This window comes from Nostoc sp. LEGE 12454 (assembly GCF_056620565.1).
This window is the reverse complement of record NZ_JBWQXL010000073.1, coordinates 1-19489: the sequence shown is the minus strand read 5'-3', so window position 1 is coordinate 19489 and position 19489 is coordinate 1. Positions and strand designations below refer to the sequence as shown.

Annotated in this window: 15 protein-coding genes; 8 read left to right on the top strand and 7 right to left on the bottom strand. The window is 40.2% G+C overall.

The annotated features are described in order from the left end of the window. Window positions 1-644 (top strand): calcium-binding protein (locus AC1F2U_RS33095; protein WP_480264992.1); only part of this gene is annotated, 644 nt, incomplete at its 5' end. A gap of 426 nt (window positions 645-1070) precedes the next feature. Continuing rightward, window positions 1071-1580: a DUF6174 domain-containing protein gene (locus tag AC1F2U_RS33090; RefSeq protein WP_480264991.1), complete on the top strand. Its 510-nt coding sequence runs from the start codon at window positions 1071-1073 to the stop codon at window positions 1578-1580. Between the two features lie 422 nt (window positions 1581-2002). Here AC1F2U_RS33090 and AC1F2U_RS33085 read toward each other — a convergent pair whose 3' ends face one another. Beyond that, on the bottom strand, window positions 2003-3217 hold the full coding sequence (locus tag AC1F2U_RS33085) for an FAD-dependent oxidoreductase (protein ID WP_480264990.1): 1215 nt from the start codon (window positions 3215-3217) through the stop codon (window positions 2003-2005). Window positions 3218-3814: 597 nt separating this feature from the next. On the opposite strand from AC1F2U_RS33085, the gene AC1F2U_RS33080 reads away from it, so the two are divergent. From AC1F2U_RS33080 to AC1F2U_RS33070, 3 genes are read left to right on the top strand one after another with little or no spacing between them, the layout of a single operon-like run. Next, entirely contained in the window at window positions 3815-4363 is a 549-nt protein-coding gene (locus tag AC1F2U_RS33080; RefSeq protein WP_480264989.1) for a (2Fe-2S)-binding protein, read from the top strand. Then, entirely contained in the window at window positions 4350-5327 is a 978-nt protein-coding gene (locus AC1F2U_RS33075) for an FAD binding domain-containing protein (RefSeq protein ID WP_480264988.1), read from the top strand. The genes AC1F2U_RS33080 and AC1F2U_RS33075 overlap by 14 nt, the downstream gene beginning before the upstream one ends. Further along, entirely contained in the window at window positions 5324-7513 is a 2190-nt protein-coding gene (locus AC1F2U_RS33070) for a xanthine dehydrogenase family protein molybdopterin-binding subunit (RefSeq protein ID WP_480264987.1), read from the top strand. The genes AC1F2U_RS33075 and AC1F2U_RS33070 overlap by 4 nt, the downstream gene beginning before the upstream one ends. A gap of 192 nt (window positions 7514-7705) precedes the next feature. On the opposite strand, the gene AC1F2U_RS33065 is transcribed toward AC1F2U_RS33070, so the two are convergent. From AC1F2U_RS33065 to AC1F2U_RS33055, 3 genes are all read right to left on the bottom strand, one after another. Next, window positions 7706-10195, bottom strand: a complete 2490-nt coding sequence (locus tag AC1F2U_RS33065) for a CHAT domain-containing protein (protein WP_480264986.1) — start codon at window positions 10193-10195, stop codon at window positions 7706-7708. Further along, window positions 10192-10419: a hypothetical protein gene (locus tag AC1F2U_RS33060; protein WP_480264985.1), complete on the bottom strand. Its 228-nt coding sequence runs from the start codon at window positions 10417-10419 to the stop codon at window positions 10192-10194. The genes AC1F2U_RS33065 and AC1F2U_RS33060 overlap by 4 nt, the downstream gene beginning before the upstream one ends. A gap of 94 nt (window positions 10420-10513) precedes the next feature. After that, window positions 10514-11107 carry a hypothetical protein gene (locus AC1F2U_RS33055; RefSeq protein ID WP_480264984.1) on the bottom strand — a complete coding sequence of 198 codons (594 nt, stop codon included), beginning with the start codon at window positions 11105-11107 and terminating at the stop codon, window positions 10514-10516. Window positions 11108-11426: 319 nt separating this feature from the next. Here AC1F2U_RS33055 and AC1F2U_RS33050 point away from each other — a divergent pair, with 319 nt between their 5' ends. Next, a complete protein-coding gene (locus AC1F2U_RS33050) occupies window positions 11427-12302 on the top strand; it encodes a hypothetical protein (protein WP_480264983.1) in 876 nt (291 codons plus the stop codon). Window positions 12303-12462: 160 nt separating this feature from the next. Here the strand turns inward: AC1F2U_RS33050 and argJ are convergent, their stop codons facing one another. From argJ to AC1F2U_RS33035, 3 genes are all read right to left on the bottom strand, one after another. Continuing rightward, window positions 12463-13626, bottom strand: coding sequence for a bifunctional glutamate N-acetyltransferase/amino-acid acetyltransferase ArgJ (gene argJ / locus AC1F2U_RS33045; RefSeq protein WP_480264982.1), 1164 nt, complete (start codon window positions 13624-13626; stop codon window positions 12463-12465). Between the two features lie 248 nt (window positions 13627-13874). Continuing rightward, window positions 13875-15389, bottom strand: coding sequence for a hybrid sensor histidine kinase/response regulator (locus AC1F2U_RS33040; protein ID WP_480264981.1), 1515 nt, complete (start codon window positions 15387-15389; stop codon window positions 13875-13877). Window positions 15390-15407: 18 nt separating this feature from the next. After that, window positions 15408-17384 (bottom strand): PAS domain S-box protein, encoded by a 1977-nt coding sequence (locus AC1F2U_RS33035; RefSeq protein WP_480264980.1) that lies wholly within the window; start codon window positions 17382-17384, stop codon window positions 15408-15410. Between the two features lie 900 nt (window positions 17385-18284). On the opposite strand from AC1F2U_RS33035, the gene AC1F2U_RS33030 reads away from it, so the two are divergent. Together AC1F2U_RS33030 and AC1F2U_RS33025 are read left to right on the top strand one after the other, a co-directional pair. Next, window positions 18285-18422, top strand: coding sequence for a hypothetical protein (locus AC1F2U_RS33030; RefSeq protein WP_480264979.1), 138 nt, complete (start codon window positions 18285-18287; stop codon window positions 18420-18422). Window positions 18423-18802: 380 nt separating this feature from the next. Next, on the top strand, window positions 18803-19150 hold the full coding sequence (locus tag AC1F2U_RS33025) for a hypothetical protein (RefSeq protein ID WP_480264978.1): 348 nt from the start codon (window positions 18803-18805) through the stop codon (window positions 19148-19150). The last annotated feature ends 339 nt before the right edge of the window (window positions 19151-19489 follow it).

Genomic DNA, 19489 nt, shown 5'->3' with positions numbered 1-19489 from the left:
CCTTCACTCTGACTGTAGACAGTGCAGAAAGGTTTGAAATCAATGGTGGTGGCGGTGATGACATCCTCGATGTCAACAACCTGTCAGCAACTTCTGTAAATGCAGTCTGGTTCACAGGCGGGGCTGGCAATGACTTTCTGGATGGTAGTGGCACAACGACACCGTTGAGAGCCTTCGGTGGTGAGGGTAATGACGTTCTCTATGGTGGTGCTGGCAATGACTTGCTCTATGGAGATGCTGGTAATGATATTTTACGAGGTGGTAAAGGTAATGACATTCTGACTGGTGGTGCTGGTGGCGATCGCTTTGTATTCAACTCAGGTGCTGGGTACAATAGTGCCGATCTCGGTGTAGATAAAATTACTGACTTCAGCTACTTTAGCGATAAAATTGTCCTCGATAAGACAACTTTTGGCGGACTCAATAATCTGTCCCAAATTAGGATAGTAGCTAATGATGCAGCAGCTGCAACTAGCTCTGGACTCATTACTTACAGTCTTGGAACTGGCAACTTGTTCTTCAACCAAAACTTGACATCACCAGGCTATGGGACAGGTAGTTTGTTTGCCAACATTGATAACGATAACAATCAATTCACAGCCGCACCATTATTATCAGCGACAAACTTTGAGATTGTTGCGTAAACATCTCTCAAAATTTATAGAAGCTGAGGCATGTCTGCAAGCTCACAGCTAAATCCTAATTAGCAATTATCAATGTTGCTAATTAGGGATAATTGAATCCTCCTCATACTTCAAATATGGGGAGGATTATATAGTTCAATCCAGATAGATACGAAAAATTTAAAAGTTGCTGCGTAGGCGTAGCCAGCCGTAGGTATTGCTTTGGAAAAAGAGGTAATTTGGGGCGATCAAAAATATTTGGACAAAGTTCCTAATTTATGTCTTGAAAGTTGGATTATAGATGGGCATTATCAAAAGATGCAGATTTATTTTTCTACAAAAATTAATTAAAAGATAAAATTTATTTAAACAGGCGCTCGTAAATAAGTTGAAATTTACTGTAACATAATAATAGTAAGATTTTGTACAACTAATAAATCGATTAATATGCGTTTACCTACGATCATCAGTGCAACACTATTGCTATCTCTAGGTCTGAACCTACCAGTAATGTCCGAAACTACCCCAGAAAAAGCACAATATCAAACGCAAACGAATAATAACTTGAATTCAAGACGGTTGAAATTTAATAAGCGTTTGTGGGAGCAGGCAAATATTTATAACTATCGCATTACGGTTAGCAATAGTTGCTTCTGCATACCAGATGCTAGAGGGCCAGTAGTTATTCAAGTACGTAATGGTCAAACAATTTCAGTCACTTCTGTAGCAACTGGTAAACCAGTTAATCCGGAATTCTTTCAAAAATACGATACAATTCCCGAACTCTTTAATGTAATTCAAGATGCTATCAAGCGTAAAGCATCCAACCTGGATGTAGAATACAATGCTAAACTTGGTTATCCAACTAAAATTAATATCGATTACAATAGTCAAATAGCTGATGAAGAAATATTTTTGACAATTGAAAATTTTCAGGAACTGAAAAATAGACGCTAAACTGATGACTTGTGCTCAATATCGTCCGAAAAAAGCGGTAAATTAGCAACTCCAAAGCGAGATTTAATACTTCAATTTACCCCAAAAAGCTAATAGCGATCCAATACGTTTGGGTTAAAGGTCATTCGTGTAGATAATTGGTTTTTCAAGACGCGATAAATCGCGTCTCTACATCTGGATTTTGTTGCTTACTCTGAACTGTATTGGATAGCTATTAGCCTTTCATAAAAATTAACATTTTAATTAAGTTATGTTGATTTTGTGCGAGTAATTCTCAATTATCCAACGAATTTGTTGTGTTTGAGGGCTTGACTAAAAACAGTTACTTCTGATAGGCTCAAATTACTCGATAAGATTAGGGCTTGCTGTAAGTTTATGCGCTAGTGGCGATCGCAATAACTTTACTAATACCACAATAGAATTTAACTTTTTACAGATGGCTTAAAGTCGTACACCCATTTGTGAAAATCATCATTCATACTCATTTGCCGCTCTTGCGTCTGCCCGTTAGATGCCACGGTGTTAATGTCGTAGTACCGCATTTCACCCAAGGCACTACGAGCTTGAATGAGTTTTGTCCGCTCGATGCGACACTGTTCGTAGCTAGTCAGAGCTTCTTGCAGATTAGCTGAATCAGAAAAACACTCTCGTAGTTGGTATGCATCTTCAAAAGTGGTATTGGCTCCTTGTCCCATTGCAGGCGCCATTGGATGAGCGGCATCGCCTAAGAGAGTGACTCTGCCTTGACTCCATTGAGTTAAAGGTGGGCGATCGCAAATTGGCCCTTCCCAAATTTCCTCGGGTGGTGTCGCTTCTACCACCACCCGAAAGGATTCATCCCAGTCGGCTAATTCATGGAGAATACGAGACTTCACCTCATCAGCGCTGTGTGAAAGGGAGTACTCAGGCGAGAACTTCCGACTAATCCAACTGGTATAGCCGCCGCCCACATTCAGAAGGTACATAAACTGTTGATTGCCTTTGACAAAAACTAGTTCATAATCATTAAATAGCTCGTGGCGATACTTAATGACGGCACGCCAACACATACTACCGATATAATTAGGCTTACCTTCGCCAAATAAAGTTTCTCTGATGACAGAGTTAACGCCATCAGCCCCAATCAACAAATCTGCATATACCGATTTTTCGCCATCAAAATGAATTTTCACACCGTTTGCATCTTGCTCAAAGCCGATGCAGCGATGATTGAGGTGAATTATGTCAGACGGCAATCGAGAGGCTAAGACTTGCTGTAGACGATACCACCAAATAGTTAACAAAGGTTGTCCGTATTGCTCTAAATATTTAGTTGCGTTAGTTCGGATTGTTTCTCCCTGAATACTCTTTAAAACTGTGTGGTGAACTTCGCATCCCGAACTTTTGAGGGTTTCAACAATTCCCGGCGCGTTGGCGCAGCCCGCCGCAGGCATCGCATCTAGAGAATACAAGCCATTGGGAGCTAGCCCTAGTCCAGTTCCCGCCGGACGAAATTCTTGGGCTTTTTCGTATACTTGAACCTCTATCCCTTGGGTTCTCAGTGCGATCGCAGCAGCCAAACCGCCTGGACCAGCACCAACAATAGCAACTTTCTCTACTATGGGTTGGGAGAATTTCTGAGTGAAATTTGTGTTCATATTATTAAGTCAGAATTCAGAATATTCCCATGAATATATACACTTCTTCCATGTCTGAAGGCAACTTTATCTTTCAGCTAGATCCACAGTTATTACTTTGACTCCTAAGTAGTTTTTTAGTCAATCTTCCTTAAGAATCAACTCTGAATTCGTATTCTAATGGATTGTCATCAATTTTGCGGTTGCTGGTAGTAACAAAAACTGCACGGTTCAGCATTTTTTACTAATTCGACAAACGCAAATAAATACCATTACCTCGATTTGAGCGATAAATTTATTAAATTTGACTTTTAATTTTCATAAACTTCCTCTAAGCTCACTAACCTTACTGTATCATTTTCATATTTAAAATAATTGTGAAAAAGAGTTTGTATGAAATTTCAGGTAGCTTCTGTATGTATTGGTTTAAGTGAGTTAATTGCCGCTTATTGTAAATTACCCATAAGTGATTGCTTGAGAGATTAGTTCTTTATGCCTTTTGCTATCCGTTCTTGCCGTTACCTTATCGGATTATAAATATCAGGAAGTAAAGCTAGAACAACCGCAGACTTTTTATCGCTAGTATAGTAAATGATGTAATTATTATCTACATAAGACATGGAAAAAAATTCCTTAGCTTCAAGAACTTCAGACTCACTTACTCAAGAAGTGAAAATATTCGGTTCAGAGGAAGTAGAATTATCACTGAATGTTAATAATACATCTTACTCCTTGAAGATAGAACCTCGTGTTACATTACTAGATGCACTTCGAGAAAAGCTGGGTTTGATGGGCACAAAAAAAGCTTGCGATCGCGGTGAATGTGGTGCATGTACTGTATTAGTTAATAATCGGCGAATTAACTCTTGTATGACTTTGGCAATCATGCACATCGGTGCTGAAATTACCACAATTGAGGGATTAGCACAAGATGGTAAACTCCATCCTATGCAAACAGCCTTTATTACCCATGATGCTTTTCAATGTGGCTACTGTACATCAGGTCAAATTATCTCAGCCGTAGGGATGATATTAGAAGAATTACCAAAATCTGAAGCAGAAATTCGAGAAAACATGAGTGGAAACCTTTGCCGTTGTGGAGCATATCCAAATATTATTGCGGCGATTCGAGATGTGCTAGAGGAAAAAGAAGATGCAGCCATTTAGTTATGCTAAAGTCACCTCAGAAGAAATTGCGATCGCCACAGTTGAGCAAGACAAAACTGCTGCATTTATTGCTGGTGGCACAGATTTACTGGGATTAATGAAGGATGGAGTTCAAACAGCGAATATATTAATTGATATTAATAGTTTGCCCTTAGCAGATATTGAATCTCTACCGAATGGAATCCGCATTGGTGCGATTTCTCGAATGAGCGATGTGGCTTTTCATCCCCAAATTCAGGAATGTTATCCCGTAATTAGCCAAGCTTTATTACAAAGCGCTTCGCCGCAACTGCGAAATATGGCAACAGTGGGGGGGAATTTACTGCAACGAGTCCGCTGTGGCTACTTTCGCGATCCGGTTTTTCCTTGTAATAAACGCACTCCTGGTATGGGTTGTTCGGCAATTACAGGTTACAATCGAATGCATTCCATTTTCGGAGCTAGCGAACATTGCATTGCCGTTCATCCTTCCGATTTAGCTGTAGCTTTGACGGCATTAGATGCAGTGATTTGCATCCAAGGAATAGAAACATCACAGCGAATTTCAATTCATGATTTTTATCTTTTACCAGGTGAGACACCAGCTAAAGAAACTCTATTACAGCCTGGAGAATTAATTGTTGCTATTGAAGTTGCAGATTTTGCATATAAATCCCATTATTTAAAAGTAAGAGATCGAGCTTCTTACGAATTTGCTCTCGTTTCCGTAGCTGTTGCTTTAGATATAGAACAAGACACGATAAAATCGGCACGTATCGCTTTTGGGGGAGTAGCACCCAAACCTTGGCGTGCAAGGGAAGCTGAGGAGATCCTCAAAGGGAAAGAAATTAACGAAGATATCTTTACAGCCGCAGCAGAAGCAGCCATCAAAGAAGCAAAACCGCAAACACACAATGAATTCAAAATTGAATTAGTCAAACGCGCTTTGATCCGCGCACTCTCAGTTGTGGCAGAAAAATTATGAATAAAATTATTGGGAAACCACTCGATCGCGTTGATGGTAGGCTGAAAGTTACGGGAGAAGCGCCTTACACAGCCGATGTGCCAATTGAGAATTTAACTTATGGAGTGATTTTTCAAAGCGCGATCGCCAGCGGTAAAATTATCCAAATAGACACAACGGCAGCCGCAGTCTCCCCTGGTGTAGTAGATATCATTACTTACCAACAAACTCCATCTCTGGTAAAAATACCCTTCTTTGGCCCTCCACCACCTCAGTCAACTGAAAAAGACCATAATATCTACTACGATGGTCAACATCTGGGAGTTGTAATTGCCCAAACTTTAGAACAAGCCGAAACTGCTGCCTCTCAGATAAAAATTATCTACGAAGAAGCCATTCCGACAGTCACAATGGCACATACAGAGATATTTGAACCCGAATCGATATTTTTTGGTATGATGCCAGCTAAAATCACCAGAGGGGATGTTGAATCGGGGAAAGTACAGGCAGAAGTCTTAGTAGAGCAAGTTTATACTACGCCAATAGAACATCATAATCCCCTAGAACCTTCTGCAACGATCGCAATGTGGGAGGGGGATAACTTGACGCTCTATGAAACCACTCAAGGCGTTTCTGCAACCCAAGGCCGAATTGCATCTATTCTGAATATTCCCGAAGAAAATGTCCGCGTCATCTCCAAATATTTAGGCGGCGGATTTGGTTGTAAGGCGCTGCTGCGATCGCATACGATTTTAGCAGCGATCGCAGCTCGTCAAGTAAAACGCCCTGTAAAAGTTGTGCTAACGCGATCGCAAATGTACACAGCTTGCGGCCACCGCTCGGAAACTCAGCAGCAGCTAACGTTAGGTGCAACCAAGGAAGGTAAATTAACCCTGATCGAGCAAATTGGGACATCTTTAACTTCCCTGTTTGATGACTTTGCCGAACCTGTGGGTGCAGCAACAACGATGATGTACGCCTGTGCCAATTTGGAAATTAAATATCGTTTGGGACGCATCAACGCCGGCACACCAACCTTTATGCGTGGCCCAGGAGAAGCGCCGGGAATGTTTGCCTTAGAAACGGCAATGGATGAACTGGCATACACCTTAAATATCGATCCAATTGAACTAAGACTGAGAAATCATGCAGATATCGATCCACACAAAGGATTACCTTGGTCAAGCAAATTCCTGAAAGAATGTTATCAAAAAGGGGGAGAAATTTTTGGATGGGCACAACGCAATCCAGTTCCCCGTTCCATGCGAGACAATCATTTCCTGATTGGTTGGGGAATGGCAAGTGCGACATTTCCCACCAATGCGAGAACTGCATCAGTCAAGGTAGAAATTTTTGCCACTGGAGAAGTAAAAGTACAAAGTGGTACTCAAGACATCGGGACTGGTACTTATACAGTGATGACGCAGGTAGCTGCTGAAGTCTTGGGATTACCAGTGCAGTTTGAATTAGGTGATACTAATTTTCCGAAAGCCCCAATTACAGGGAACTCAATTACCGTTGCGAGTGTTTCCCCGGCGGTGCATCAAACTGCGATCGCCGCACGGGATAAAATAATTAAAATGGCGATCGCAGATGCAAATTCTCTGCTTTACAGCTCGCAAGCAGAAGATATTGCCGTTGAGTCAGGGCAAATATTTTCAAAACAAGACCCATCGAAGCGAGACAGCTACACCGATATTCTACGCCGTCACGGATTAGAAAGTTTAGAAGTTACAGAGGAATCCTCACTCAATCCAGAGAGCAAAGAATACGCCAAACACTCATTTGGGGCGATATTTGTCGAAGTTGCAGTTGATGAATTGTTAGGAGAAATCAAAGTTAGACGTTGCGTAGGCGTTTATGATGCAGGGCTAATTCTCAACTTCAAGACAGCGCGGAGTCAAGTTATTGGCGGGATTACCTGGGGAATTGGTATGGCGCTGATGGAGAAAACTGTCATGGATGCTAATCAGGGCAGAATAGTTGGTGCTAACCTTTGCGATTACCTGATTCCCGTTCATGCAGATATCCCCAATATGGAAGTGCAATTTGTTGAAGAACGCGATCCTTATGTGAATGCACTAGGAACTAAAAGCCTGGGGGAACTTCCGATTGTTGGGGTAGCCGCTGCCATATCTAACGCAGTTTATCATGCCACAGGTAAGCGGATTCGCGATTTGCCAATTACACCAGACAAGTTTTTGTGAGTGAATCGGTTTGTAATTAAAAAGGCGGTTAGAAACCGCGTCTACACAAACAAAACCCACACTTCGACAAGCTCAGTGACCGCCTCCGTGGTTTCAAACCCTCAATTTTTCTTAGTCCGCGGAGGCGGACTTTGCCTGTGTAGCCGCGAATTCCATTCGCCTTGGCTCTTTAATTACGAATTACGAATTATTTTACCGTGCATCGCCAATCAGCACAAATGCCGACCAATAAAAAGGATGGCGATGGTCTGCAATTAACTTCAACTTCGCTTGTTGCAAAGCTTTCCCTTTCGTCATACCATCCTTGAGATTCTGATAAAAATCAACCATCAATTGCTGAGTTGCTTCATCATCAACTGCCCACAAACTTGCCATAACAGCTTTAGCACCAGCCCGCTCAAATATATAAGCAACACCTGCAATTCCTGCGTCATTTAAATTAGTATCTACAGCAGTTTGACAGGCACTAAGAGTAATCAATTGTGTGCCTTGTAAACCTAAAAGAGCAGCATCGGCAATGTCTAAGGATTTATCAGCAAAGAGTAACGTATTATTTTTTAGCTTGACTTTTTTGCAATCTTCAGTTTGAAAACAGCCGTGAGTTGCTAAGTGCAAAAAAGAAAACTGCAAAGCCTGGGATCTAAAGTTTTCCAAAGTAGCTTTTTTATTGATATAAACTTCACTATCTGGCAGTATTTCTTTAATCTTTATGACTTCTGCCTCTGCACCTGGGAGATTTTGTGGCTCACTGGTTACTGGATTACCAAATGCTAAAACAGCTTGTAGTTTGCGGGGTATGGCATTTTGCATACCTAGAGATTGTAAGGATTTATTGGAAATGCGAGTGAGATAGTTTACAGAATATTTTTGGATCAGAAATTGCTTAGTTTTATTGTCGTAAAGAGTCTCAAAAGGTAAATGGCGCAGTTGATCAGTAGCAATAATACTCAGTTGTTTAGGTGATAAAGCTTTAATCTCGCCTTCTATAGGACGAATGAGAATATCATAAAGTTCGCCGCCGGTTTCAAAGTAGTCAGAATCACTATCGTCTTGTACCTGTTTTAAGTAATCAGCAATAAGTTTATTAAATTTATTGGGTTCAATAGGTTTTTTAATAACACTAAAATGACCTTTTGTGAAGATAAAAAATGCGACACTATTAGGCATCTCTTTCACATTAGTCAGCAAAACAGGTTGAACTACAACTGTTCCTGCGGGTATAGAGGATGTAAGATTTTTAATATCTATGGGTGTAGTTTCAAATAGTTCTGCCACTTCAGGAAAACGGCGAGAGATATTTTCTGCTTCTGAATAAACTTGTACTTCTAATTGCCGAATTCGTTGGGGTAGGCTTTCGGAGCGATCGCTTTGCAGTTGTTGTCGCAGTGCTTCCAATCGCTGATTTTTTTTAGTCCAATCCTTAAGGCTCTGCTGTGCTTCTGGGTTGGCAACTTTAGCATTAATGAGGCGAGTATAATCAGCAAGGTCGGCTGTGGTGAATAGGTTAACCCATTCAAAAGCTTGAGCGTATTTCTTTTGATTAATTAGGACATCGACTAAAGCAGTAGCATATACATCGTTTTGCTGTAAAAACTTTTGACGATTTTCTCGTTGTAAACCCCGGCGCATTTCTAAGCTGATTTTGAGAGATTGCTCTAAATTAGTAATGGCTTCGGTTGGTCGATTTGTTTTTTGGAAGAGTACACCAATATTACCCAAGGTGACAACTTCACCAGTGCGATCGCCCACAGCCCGCAATATAGGAAGAGCTTGGTTGTAAAATTCGAGTGCTTTTTGCTTTTCTCCTAAATCGTCGTAAACTGCACCGATGTTATTGAGTGTAGTCGCCTCACCAGAGCGATCGCCTACAGCACGCCTAAGGGGCAGAGCTTGATTGTAAAATTCGAGTGCTTTTTGCTTTTCTCCTAAAGCGTGGTAGACTTTACCGATGTTATTGAGTGTAGTCGCCTCACCAGAGCGATTGCCCACAGCACGCCAAAGGGGCAGAGCTTGGTTGTAAAAATCGAGTGCTTTTTGCTTTTCTTCTAAATCGTCGTAGACTGCACCGATGTTATTGAGTGTGCGAGCCTCACCAGTGCGATCGCCCACAACACGCAATATGGGCAGAGCTTGGTTGTAAAAATCGAGTGCTTTTTGCTTTTCTCCTAAAGCGTGGTAGACTTTACCGATATTATTGAGTGTAGTCGCCTCACCAGAGCGATTGCCCACAGCACGCCAAAGGGGCAGAGCTTGGTTGTAAAAATCGAGTGCTTTTTGCTTTTCTCCTAAAGCGTCGTAGACTAAACCGATGTTATTTAGTGTAGTCGCAACACCTGTGCGATCGCCCACAGCACGCCAAAGGGGCAAAGCTTGGTTGTAAAAATCGAGTGCTTTTTGCTTTTCTCCTAAAGCGTCGTAGTTATGCCCAAGTCCAAGCAGTGCAGTTCCTTCAAATTTTTGGTCTTTGAGTTGTCGTGAAATGCTTAAAGCTTGCTGAAATATTTGTATTGCCTGTTGATGTTCCTGTTGCTGTGTCAGTTTTATGCCTTGCTCTAGCAGTCTTTCTGCTTCTTGCGATCGCGAGTTTTGAGTCTGTCCCCTGGTGGGTTGAGCCATCAGCATTACTGTTAAAGGCGTTAGACAAATACCCAAAGCCAAAAAACTGGTGAGAATTTTTTTCATAAAATAACAGGTAGCTGTTTTTCATTGGGTTTAACAGAAGCTGTGGTTATCAACATCGTGATGTTTGCCAGGAATGTCGCAATGTTTGTGAGGAACATCGTGATGTTTGCCAGGAATGTTGCAATGTTTGTGAGGAACATCGTGATGTTTGTCAGGAATGTCGCAATGTTTTGTATCAACATTGTGATGTTTGTCAGGAATGTTGCAATGTTTGTGAGGAACATCCCAATGTTTCTTGTTAATATTGTGTTTGTCGTTAGAAACGTCAAAAAGCTTAGGGGCATAGATATACGCCCCTACGGATGAATTTATTCACGCTCAATAAGGTTTTGCCAGAATAGCGATCGTTTTTTGTTGCGAATTGAACTGGATTTCATTTACCACATATTGCCGATTTCTCGCTACTGACTGAATACCTTGCAACTGTGCCGTAGAAACTATAGGTGGTTTGAGCTTCACCACCGCTTGACCTTGAGTAGGATTTTTTACCGTAAAAGTATTTAGGGGTATACCGCTCCAAGTTACCGTTTTACCTGTGGGGCGATCGCGCTCACCCCGGATAATTTGCCGCCCATTGCTTCTGTAAACTAACGCACCATTCTTGAAAACTACTTTTGTAATTTGGCTCAGAGGAATCGTGGTAGTTTTATTACTACGCTGAATTGATAGTGCTTGCTCTTGTGCATCAATTCCTATTACTCGACCACTCCTTGACTCACCCCCTTTGAGCATGACCTCTGCTAACTCTGGTAATGCTACTGAAAGTTCTAATTCATCTGCGTTAACTGGTGTTTGTGCTAACAATAAATTTCCCGTCTTGACATTCTGTCCAATTACAGCTTCGATGTTTCCTGCGATCGCTGCTGCCATTACTAGAATTACCACAACCCATCCCTGGAAAAAAGCTTTCATAGCTTTAACAGTATATTTGACTATATTTAACTTTCTCATTAAACTTCAAAGGCATATACCAAATTTCCGTAAAATCACTAAAATAAGCTGATTATTTACCTGTAGCGGTTTGCAATTGAGTGGAATACAGACCTAACCCCCAACCCCTTCCCTACAAAGGAAGGGGAGTAAGATTCAAAGCCTTTTTTTCTTAAAAAAGAAAGCGAGTAAAATTCAAAGCCTCTCATCTCTTAGGAGAGAGGTTTGGAGAGAGGTCAAAGTATATTTGCATACAAACAATAAACGCTATATTGTTTCCCTTATATCCCTCATCTGCCCTATGACCCAAACCCCCAACCAAGAAACCAATATTTTAGGTAAATTCACCAGTGTACTTGGCTTGCTGGGTGCGGCGCTTTTCTTTGCAGGCTGGATTTACCGTTGGTCATATTTCTACTTTTTTCAACTAGAAGTCAATACCCTCGATTTACCTGCACAATCTTTTCTCATAGTTCCCCTGCAAATATTTCTCGGAGATATCTGGACAATCTGCAAAACAGCGATCGCCTTTTTTCTAGCTGCGATCGCAATTCAGGTAACGTTATGGTTAATTAAAATCGTTAGTGATACGGTAGTCTCTGCAAGCCAATTACTACTAAGTCGTATCATCTCTGCAACTCAACACAAACGCTCATGGACAGCTAAACGGCTCAAATCTATAGCTGAATTTAGTTCTGGACAACTGCGTTCAGTTGATTTTTTGCGATCGCTAGTTAATGAAATAGTAATAGTATCCTGGGTATTAATTGTGATATTTTGGTTAGCGCGTTGGCAAGGCTTTGCAGATGCGCGACGAGACGCTGGTCAAAACTCTACTTTGCCAGTTGTAGCCTTAATTACACCGGAAGAAAAGTTTGCTGTAGGACGCAAACTTGATGATATATTTGCCGATCCTTCATTGAAAGGTTATCGCATAATTGGCGATCGAGGTCTATTCGATGACTTGCGAGGTAGGGAAGATAATGATATCAGCAATCCAAAGCAGCCGAGAATCTGGCGCTTACTCCTAGAACGTGGCGGCTGGATTTATTTGTTTCGAGCATTGCCTCCAAATGCAAAGCCTGATGAGCTACCGTCAGTTTTAGCTATTCAAGAAAGTGATAAGGGACATATCATCATTCGCAGTCCAGAAGTTTCTAAAACTACTTCTCCTTGATATCTTAAATAAGTTATCGCCTAGCACAATGAAGCAAAAGCCCTCACCCTAAGTCCCTCTCCCAAGCTTGGCAGAGTGACTTTAAAATTCGCTCCCCTTCTCCCAAAATTGGGAGAAGGGGTTGGGGTTGAGGGCAAATTTTGCTGTACAACAGGTCTAATCAAGTTGAGTATTTACCATTAATTTCTATATAACCCTCTGAAAGATCGCAACCCCATACAGTTGCAGAGGCATCGCCAATATTAAGGCTAACATGAATATCTACTTTATCTTTAGACATAATTTGTCGTAACTGTTCTAGATTTTCTTCAGTTAAGCTACTAGGATAAACTTTTACATTATCAAAACTAATAACAACTTTATCTTGATTTATCTGCTGTTCGTTTTCACATTTGCCTATAGCCATAGCAACTCTTCCCCAATTCGGATCTGCTCCATAAACAGCAGTTTTTACTAATGGTGAATTTACAATTGCTTTCGCTACTGTTTTAGCTTGTGCATAGTTAATCGTTGAATCTACAGTTACCTCAATTATCTTAGTAGCACCTTCTGCATCTCGTGCAATTTTCAGCACTAATTCCTGTGCAACTTCTTGCAATGCACTAGCAAAATCTAGTTCTGAAACTTCACCGGCTAAACCATTAGCTAAAATCACAGCAGAGTCACTAGTAGAAGTGTCAGTGTCTACACTCAAGCAATTAAAGGTTTTATCTATAGTAGAGCGAAAAATAGAACGAAGGCTATTTGCAGAAATTGCAGCATCAGTAAAAAAGAAAGTTAGGAGAGTAGCCATATTAGGCTCAATCATACCAACACCTTTGGCAATTCCTACTAGCTTGGCATTTCCTATTTGCCGTGTAGCTAGTTTCGCTACTGTATCGGTGGTCATAATACCACGAGCGGCAGCATGAAAATCAGCATCAGTCAATTTTTTGCCCAATCCTAATAAACCAGTCCGGATTTTTTCAATGGGGTAACGTCTGCCAATTACACCTGTAGAAGCGATCGCGATATTATGCGCAGCAATTCCAGTTTCAGTTGCGACTAATTGCAGAACCTCTTGGGCGTCAGCGATGCCAACAGAACCATTAGCTACATTTGCATTTTTAGATATAACGACAATTGCTTGTGCTTGTGAATCTTTTAAATTATCGCGGCTAATAGTAACACTTGGCCCGGCAAAAAGACTTTGAGTGAAAACTCCATCTGCAACACAAGGAACTGATGATTTAATAAATACAAAATCATCAGTTGTATCTCGTATTCCCAAATTAGTGATGAATGCACTAAAACCTTGAGGTGTAGAAGATATAGTTAATGACATTTTTCGATATTTAATAATTTGGTTTAATTATCTCATATCAAGTTCAGTTAATTACCGATCGTGAAATCTATTCGTGCAAATTGGGCGGGATGATAGTGAAACCCAACATAAACAACTATCAAACTTATGAAATTCTCATATTAAAAATCTATTAGTATTCCAAAGAAACTTTTATAATTATGCAAAGGTTTGACAACGCGATTTTTTTACTCCCCACCCTCACCTAGCAATTTTTAATTTATCGAGTACTATAAATCAGTTAATGTAAGAGTGAATGTAGTCCATCCATTGCCACTTTCTACTTGAATGTTTCCTTGCAATTGTTCGACTAATTTCTGGACTATAGATAAACCTAAACCCGAACCACCTTGATTCCAGATATCTGCATTAGGGAGACGATAAAATTTATCAAATATCCGTGGTAACTCTATTACCGGAATTTCTACTGAATTACTGACAGTAATAATTGTTTTTGCAGGTGTTTCCGAGGAATTGTGACTTACACTTAAGACAATTTCACCACCCGTAGGTGTGTATTTACAGGCATTATTGAGCAATTCTACTATAATGCGTTCCAAGCTAATGCCATCTGACAATAGCGGCGGGAGGTTTGCAGGGAGATTCGCCTGTAGAGTTTGCTGATGTTCTTGAACGCGAATTTGAAACGGCTCGATAATCCAAAGTAACCACTGTTGTAAGAGCAACGCATCAGGTGTAATAACTTGATAGGATGAGCTTTCTAGCCGTTGTAAGTCTAGTAGATCGTTAATTAATTCTAGTTCGCGATCGCACTCGCTTTCCATTAATCTTAGATAGCGTTGAGCATCCTCAGTATTACTAGATAGTTGTATCATTTGAATCATCATCTTAATATTACTCAGAGGCGATCGCAGTTCGTGAGAAACTAAATTCAAAAAGTCATTTTTGAGTTGATTTATCTCTTCCCATTGCACCACAAGTTGCTCTTGCTCAATTTGCTTTTGACGCGCCTCAATCGCTAGTTTGCGCTCAGTAATATCTCGAAACACTAATACAGCGCCTGTAATATTATCTTTGTCATCTTTAATCGGTGCAGCGCTGTCATCAATTGGTATTTCTGCACCATTTTTATTAATCAAAATTGTTTCTGCGGGGAGATGAACGATAGTACCATCTTGAAGAACTTTTATAATCGGACTTTCAATAGGGTTATGAGTTTCGCCATTAGCAATATTAAACACCTCTGAGGAATTTCTGCCACAAGCTTCTTCTTGTTTCCATCCAGTCAGATTTTCCGCAACCGGATTCATAAAAGTGATTAAATCTTGTAAATTGCTAGCAATCACACCATCGCTGATACTTTTTAAAAGTGCATCCAGCCATTTTTTATTAACTTTTAATTGCCTTTCCAAACCATGCTTAGTCAAAGTTATTTCAATATTTGTTTGTAGTTCTCTTTCTTTAAAAGGTTTCAGTAGGTAGGCAAACGGCTCAGTTATCTTAGCTCGTTCCAATGTGTTCTCATCTGCATAAGCAGTCAAATAAATTACTGGAATATCCAAACGTTTATAGATTTCTTCAGCAGCTTCTATTCCGTCCATTGAGCCTTTAAGCTTGATATCCATCAGTACTAAATCTGGAGATATTTCTATTGCTATATTAATTGCTTCTTCTCCTGATGAAGCGATAGCAGGTACTGCGTAACCAAATTTCTTAAGCCGATATTGTAAGTCTTTAGCAACAATAGCTTCATCTTCCACAACTAAAATTTTTGCGTTTGCCATCTTTGATTAATCGTATATTTATGGTAAAGGAAATGTCACCTGACACTCTACTCCAGTGGAGCCTGTAATATTTATATTTCCTGCTAGCTGATGGGTTAAAGCATCTACTAACTCCCATCCTAATGATGCGATTTTTTTTAAATCAAAGTTTGGTGGTAAGCCAATACCGTCATCACGAACTATTAGCATTAAATTATTATTAATTATTTTTTTTATTTCAATATTGATTGCACCATTACTTCCTTCGGTAAATGCATATTTTAAAGAATTAGAGACAAGTTCATGGATAATTAAGCTACAAGGAATTGCTGTATCTAAACCGAGAAAAATACAATCTTCGGCATTGATTTTCAAAGCGATCGCATCTTCATTGACTTCATAAGCAGTAAATAAACTTGTTACCAAATCTCGAATATATTCACCAAAATTAATCCTTGCTAAGTCTTGAGATTGATACAATTTTTCGTGAACGAGAGCCATTGATGCAATTCGCTGCTGGCTTTGTTGAAATATTACCAAATCTTCTTTGTCTTTGATATAGGCAGATTGCAGGTTGAGCAGACTGGAAATAACCTGTAAATTATTTTTGACCCGATGGTAAATTTCTTTTAATAACACCTCTTTCTCTAATAGTGATGCTTGAATTTGCTCCTCCCACTGCTTGCGTTCGCGCTGCGCGGCTTTCCGTTCGCTAATGTTTTCGACCACAGAAATAAAATATTTTGGCTCCCCACTAGATTCGCGCATTAAAGACACAGTGAGATTAACCCAAACTATGGAATTATCTTTACGGAAATAGCGCTTTTCCATCGAGTAAGTTTGAATATTATCTGCTAAAATCTGCTCAACATATTTCAGGTTAGTGTTAAGATCGTCCGGGTGAGTAATATCTTGGAAAGTTAACAACTGTAGTTCTTCGAGTGTGTAACCGAGAATATCGCAAAGCTTCTGATTAACTAACAACCAGCTTCCATCGATTGCGACATGGGCAATGCCAACAGCAGCTTGATGGAATGCAGCCCGAAATCGCTGTTCGCTCTCTCGCAATGCTTTTTCTATTCGCTGGCGCTCAGTAATTTCTGTCTGTAGCGATTCGTTGATTGTTGTTAACTCTGCTGTCCTTTCCTCAACCATGCTTTCTAATTGGTTAAGTAGGCTATTTAGTGTCTCCTCTACTTGCTTGCGATCGGTAATATCAGTATGTGAGCCTGCCATTCGTACTACATTACCATCTTCATCCCACAGTGCTTGCCCTCGATCTAAAATCCATTTATAGGTGCCGTCTTTACATAAAGCTCGATACTCGGTAATGTAAAACGGTGTTTTCTGAGCAAAGTGATCTTGAACCGCTTGTTTCACCCGCTCAATATCGTTCGGATGCACTCGTGTCACGCATTCATCTAAATGGTTAGAAATTTCGTGGTTTTCGTAACCGAGCATTTCTTTCCAGCGAGCCGAGAAGAAAACTTCATTGGTTTTAACATTCCAGTCCCAAATTCCATCATTATTGCCGCGCAAAGCTAATTGCCAGCGTTGTTCGCTTTCCCTCAACACTTCCTCAGTCCGTATGCGTTCAGCAATTTCTTTTGCTAGTTGGTAGTTTGCAGCCTCTAGTTGGGCAGGACTCGGTAGAGCTAGCAACTGCGGCATTAATGACAAAAGCTCTAGAGCCGTTAATACGGAGACGAAAGCGGTGATAGCTTTGACTAACCCTGATAGCCAATAGGTAGGATACCAAAGCGTCCATACATCCATTAAATGGGTTGTGCCACAAGCAACGATGAATGTACCAAACATTAAGAATATCCAGCCGAAAGGCATATCTCGCCGTTTACGGACAAAATAAACCAGCATCACTGGAATTGAATAATAAGCAAGTCCAGTTAACACATCTGAAATCAGATGCAACCACACCAATCCTGGTTTCCAGAGATAGCAATGTCCGTGGGGAATAAACTGGCTAGTAGAGAAAAAATTATTTAAAAATTCCATCATAAAAACCTACATATTGCACAAGTCTTCACCAAAGCCTGAAGTGCGAAAGAAGAGGTTTTTAGCCTCAGACCTCTTGTAGATGCGTATACGCCTAGAGAGTGGATCTCATATTTTCAAGGAGAACTACGCTTGGTATTTGTCAGAGTTTTACCGTACTAGTTTTAGACTAGAATTGATTATTAGCTTGAGCTTCTACATTCTGTTTTCGTCATCTTTTCTGAGTTTTTTAATCTGAATAATATAAGATTTATTAAAATTAAAGTACCGCGATCGCTTTGGTTATCGTTACCGTATATTCTCTGAAATCAACCATTTACATATATAAAAACCTTCAAAAATCACAGTAATATTTCGGTTATATAATAATCTAATTCTAATCTAGCTGCATACGTGTATTTGCGGCTTAACTCAAATCAGTCTGAGTAGGTCAGCACTATTAATCTGTCATATAGTGTCTAATGTCCGGTTAAAGATTTATCGTTAATACCGCACATAGCAAGTGCAGAAGCTCACTCTCAAGGTTTGGAGACAGAGCAACTGGCATTAGATGAGGCTGAGGTAGCAAACCACAGACTCCGTGCTGTAAGTAAAAAGACTCGGAAATAAGTGTTATTTTAGCTACAGAAATATAAACCCACTTTAGAAAACGTTGATGGTTAGATTCTCTTTCATCAGAAAAAAGCCCATACATCAGCAGAACTGTCGGCATTGCTGATGGTGAGGGTATCTGGGCAAGTGTAAATCTGGGTTAACAATGATAGCAAGTGTGCGATTGACTGGCGGTGGTTAACTGAAATCACACTTTCGACCAAGTTAACTTTGAGTCTAAGCCAGAATCGGTAAGGTAATCATAAATTCTGTTCCTTATCCTGGAGTAGAATTCACATCCAAAGTTCTACCATGTTTTTCTATAACAATAGACTGAGCGATGCCTGCGGCAAGCCGCTTTACGTTTACGCTAATCCTAATCCCGTTCTTTTACCAACACCTTTCGCGATCGTTGTCTTCTGGCATAACTTGGATGAGCGCGGCTTCTAGCTGTTGCAAAGCTTTGCCGATCGCTTCCAAGTGCTTGCGGTTAAATATAAGTATAAATTAGTGCTTTTTGTATTACTCAGATAGCTTATTACTTATCTTAGAGTGAGACATTGGGTATTGAGTGCGATCGCTCCAACCACACACCCCACAATCTCCTACAGCGATGCCAAGGTAAATCCACATAACCTACTAGAGTCTGTTTAAACCCAAAATTAAGCCCACTCCAGCGATCAAGGGCCAAGAGACAGAGGGGCGATCTCACTTTACTGCCAAAAAACTTTGCTGATTGCTTCTACTTTTCCGAAAAAGAGGAATCGTAATGTGATTAACATTATAGAAAACTTCCAATGCTTATTTTTCTTAAATAAAAAGGATGCACTATGAGTACACAGAATGAAAAAAACTCTTCAGTCGAAACACAGTCTTTAGTTGAGGAAAGTAAACAACCATCAACTCTCAATGATTTAAAAGGTCAGCAAGGTGTACAACAAAACGCTGATGCAGTAAATAATACCTTTAATCTGCCACAAAACTATATACAAACAGACCCCTGGATTTACCGCATGATTGTTGGTACACTAACCTCTACAGTATTAATTTGCCTTATAGGTGCAATTGCTCTACAAGCAAAGGGCAACAAACAAATTCCTGACCTTCTAACCGCTCTTGGAACTGGTTCTTTGGGTGCTTTATCAGGATTACTAGCACCATCCCCTATAAAAAGATAGTGTTTTCGTAATGCATCTAGGTAAAAGTTAGATTGAGTGTCATTAACTTAAAACAAAAATTAGACCAAAATAGCTCTAATTAGGGCGTTGCTAAATTCAGGTATAAAAAATGATTTTGGGTGATTTAAAAGCCTTTGCAGAGACTAGTAATTGCTAGTCTCGGCACCTAGATTCAGACATTTTATCGGCAACTCAGATTTTAGTTTCCTCAATAGACCTCTTGCAAAAGTCGCTCAGGAAGATTTTATTTTGGGGAGACAAAGCTCATAATTGTAGAGAGCAGCAATCAGATTAAACCTTAAACTAAATCTTTTTCGGCGATTTCTATAAGTAAGGGAC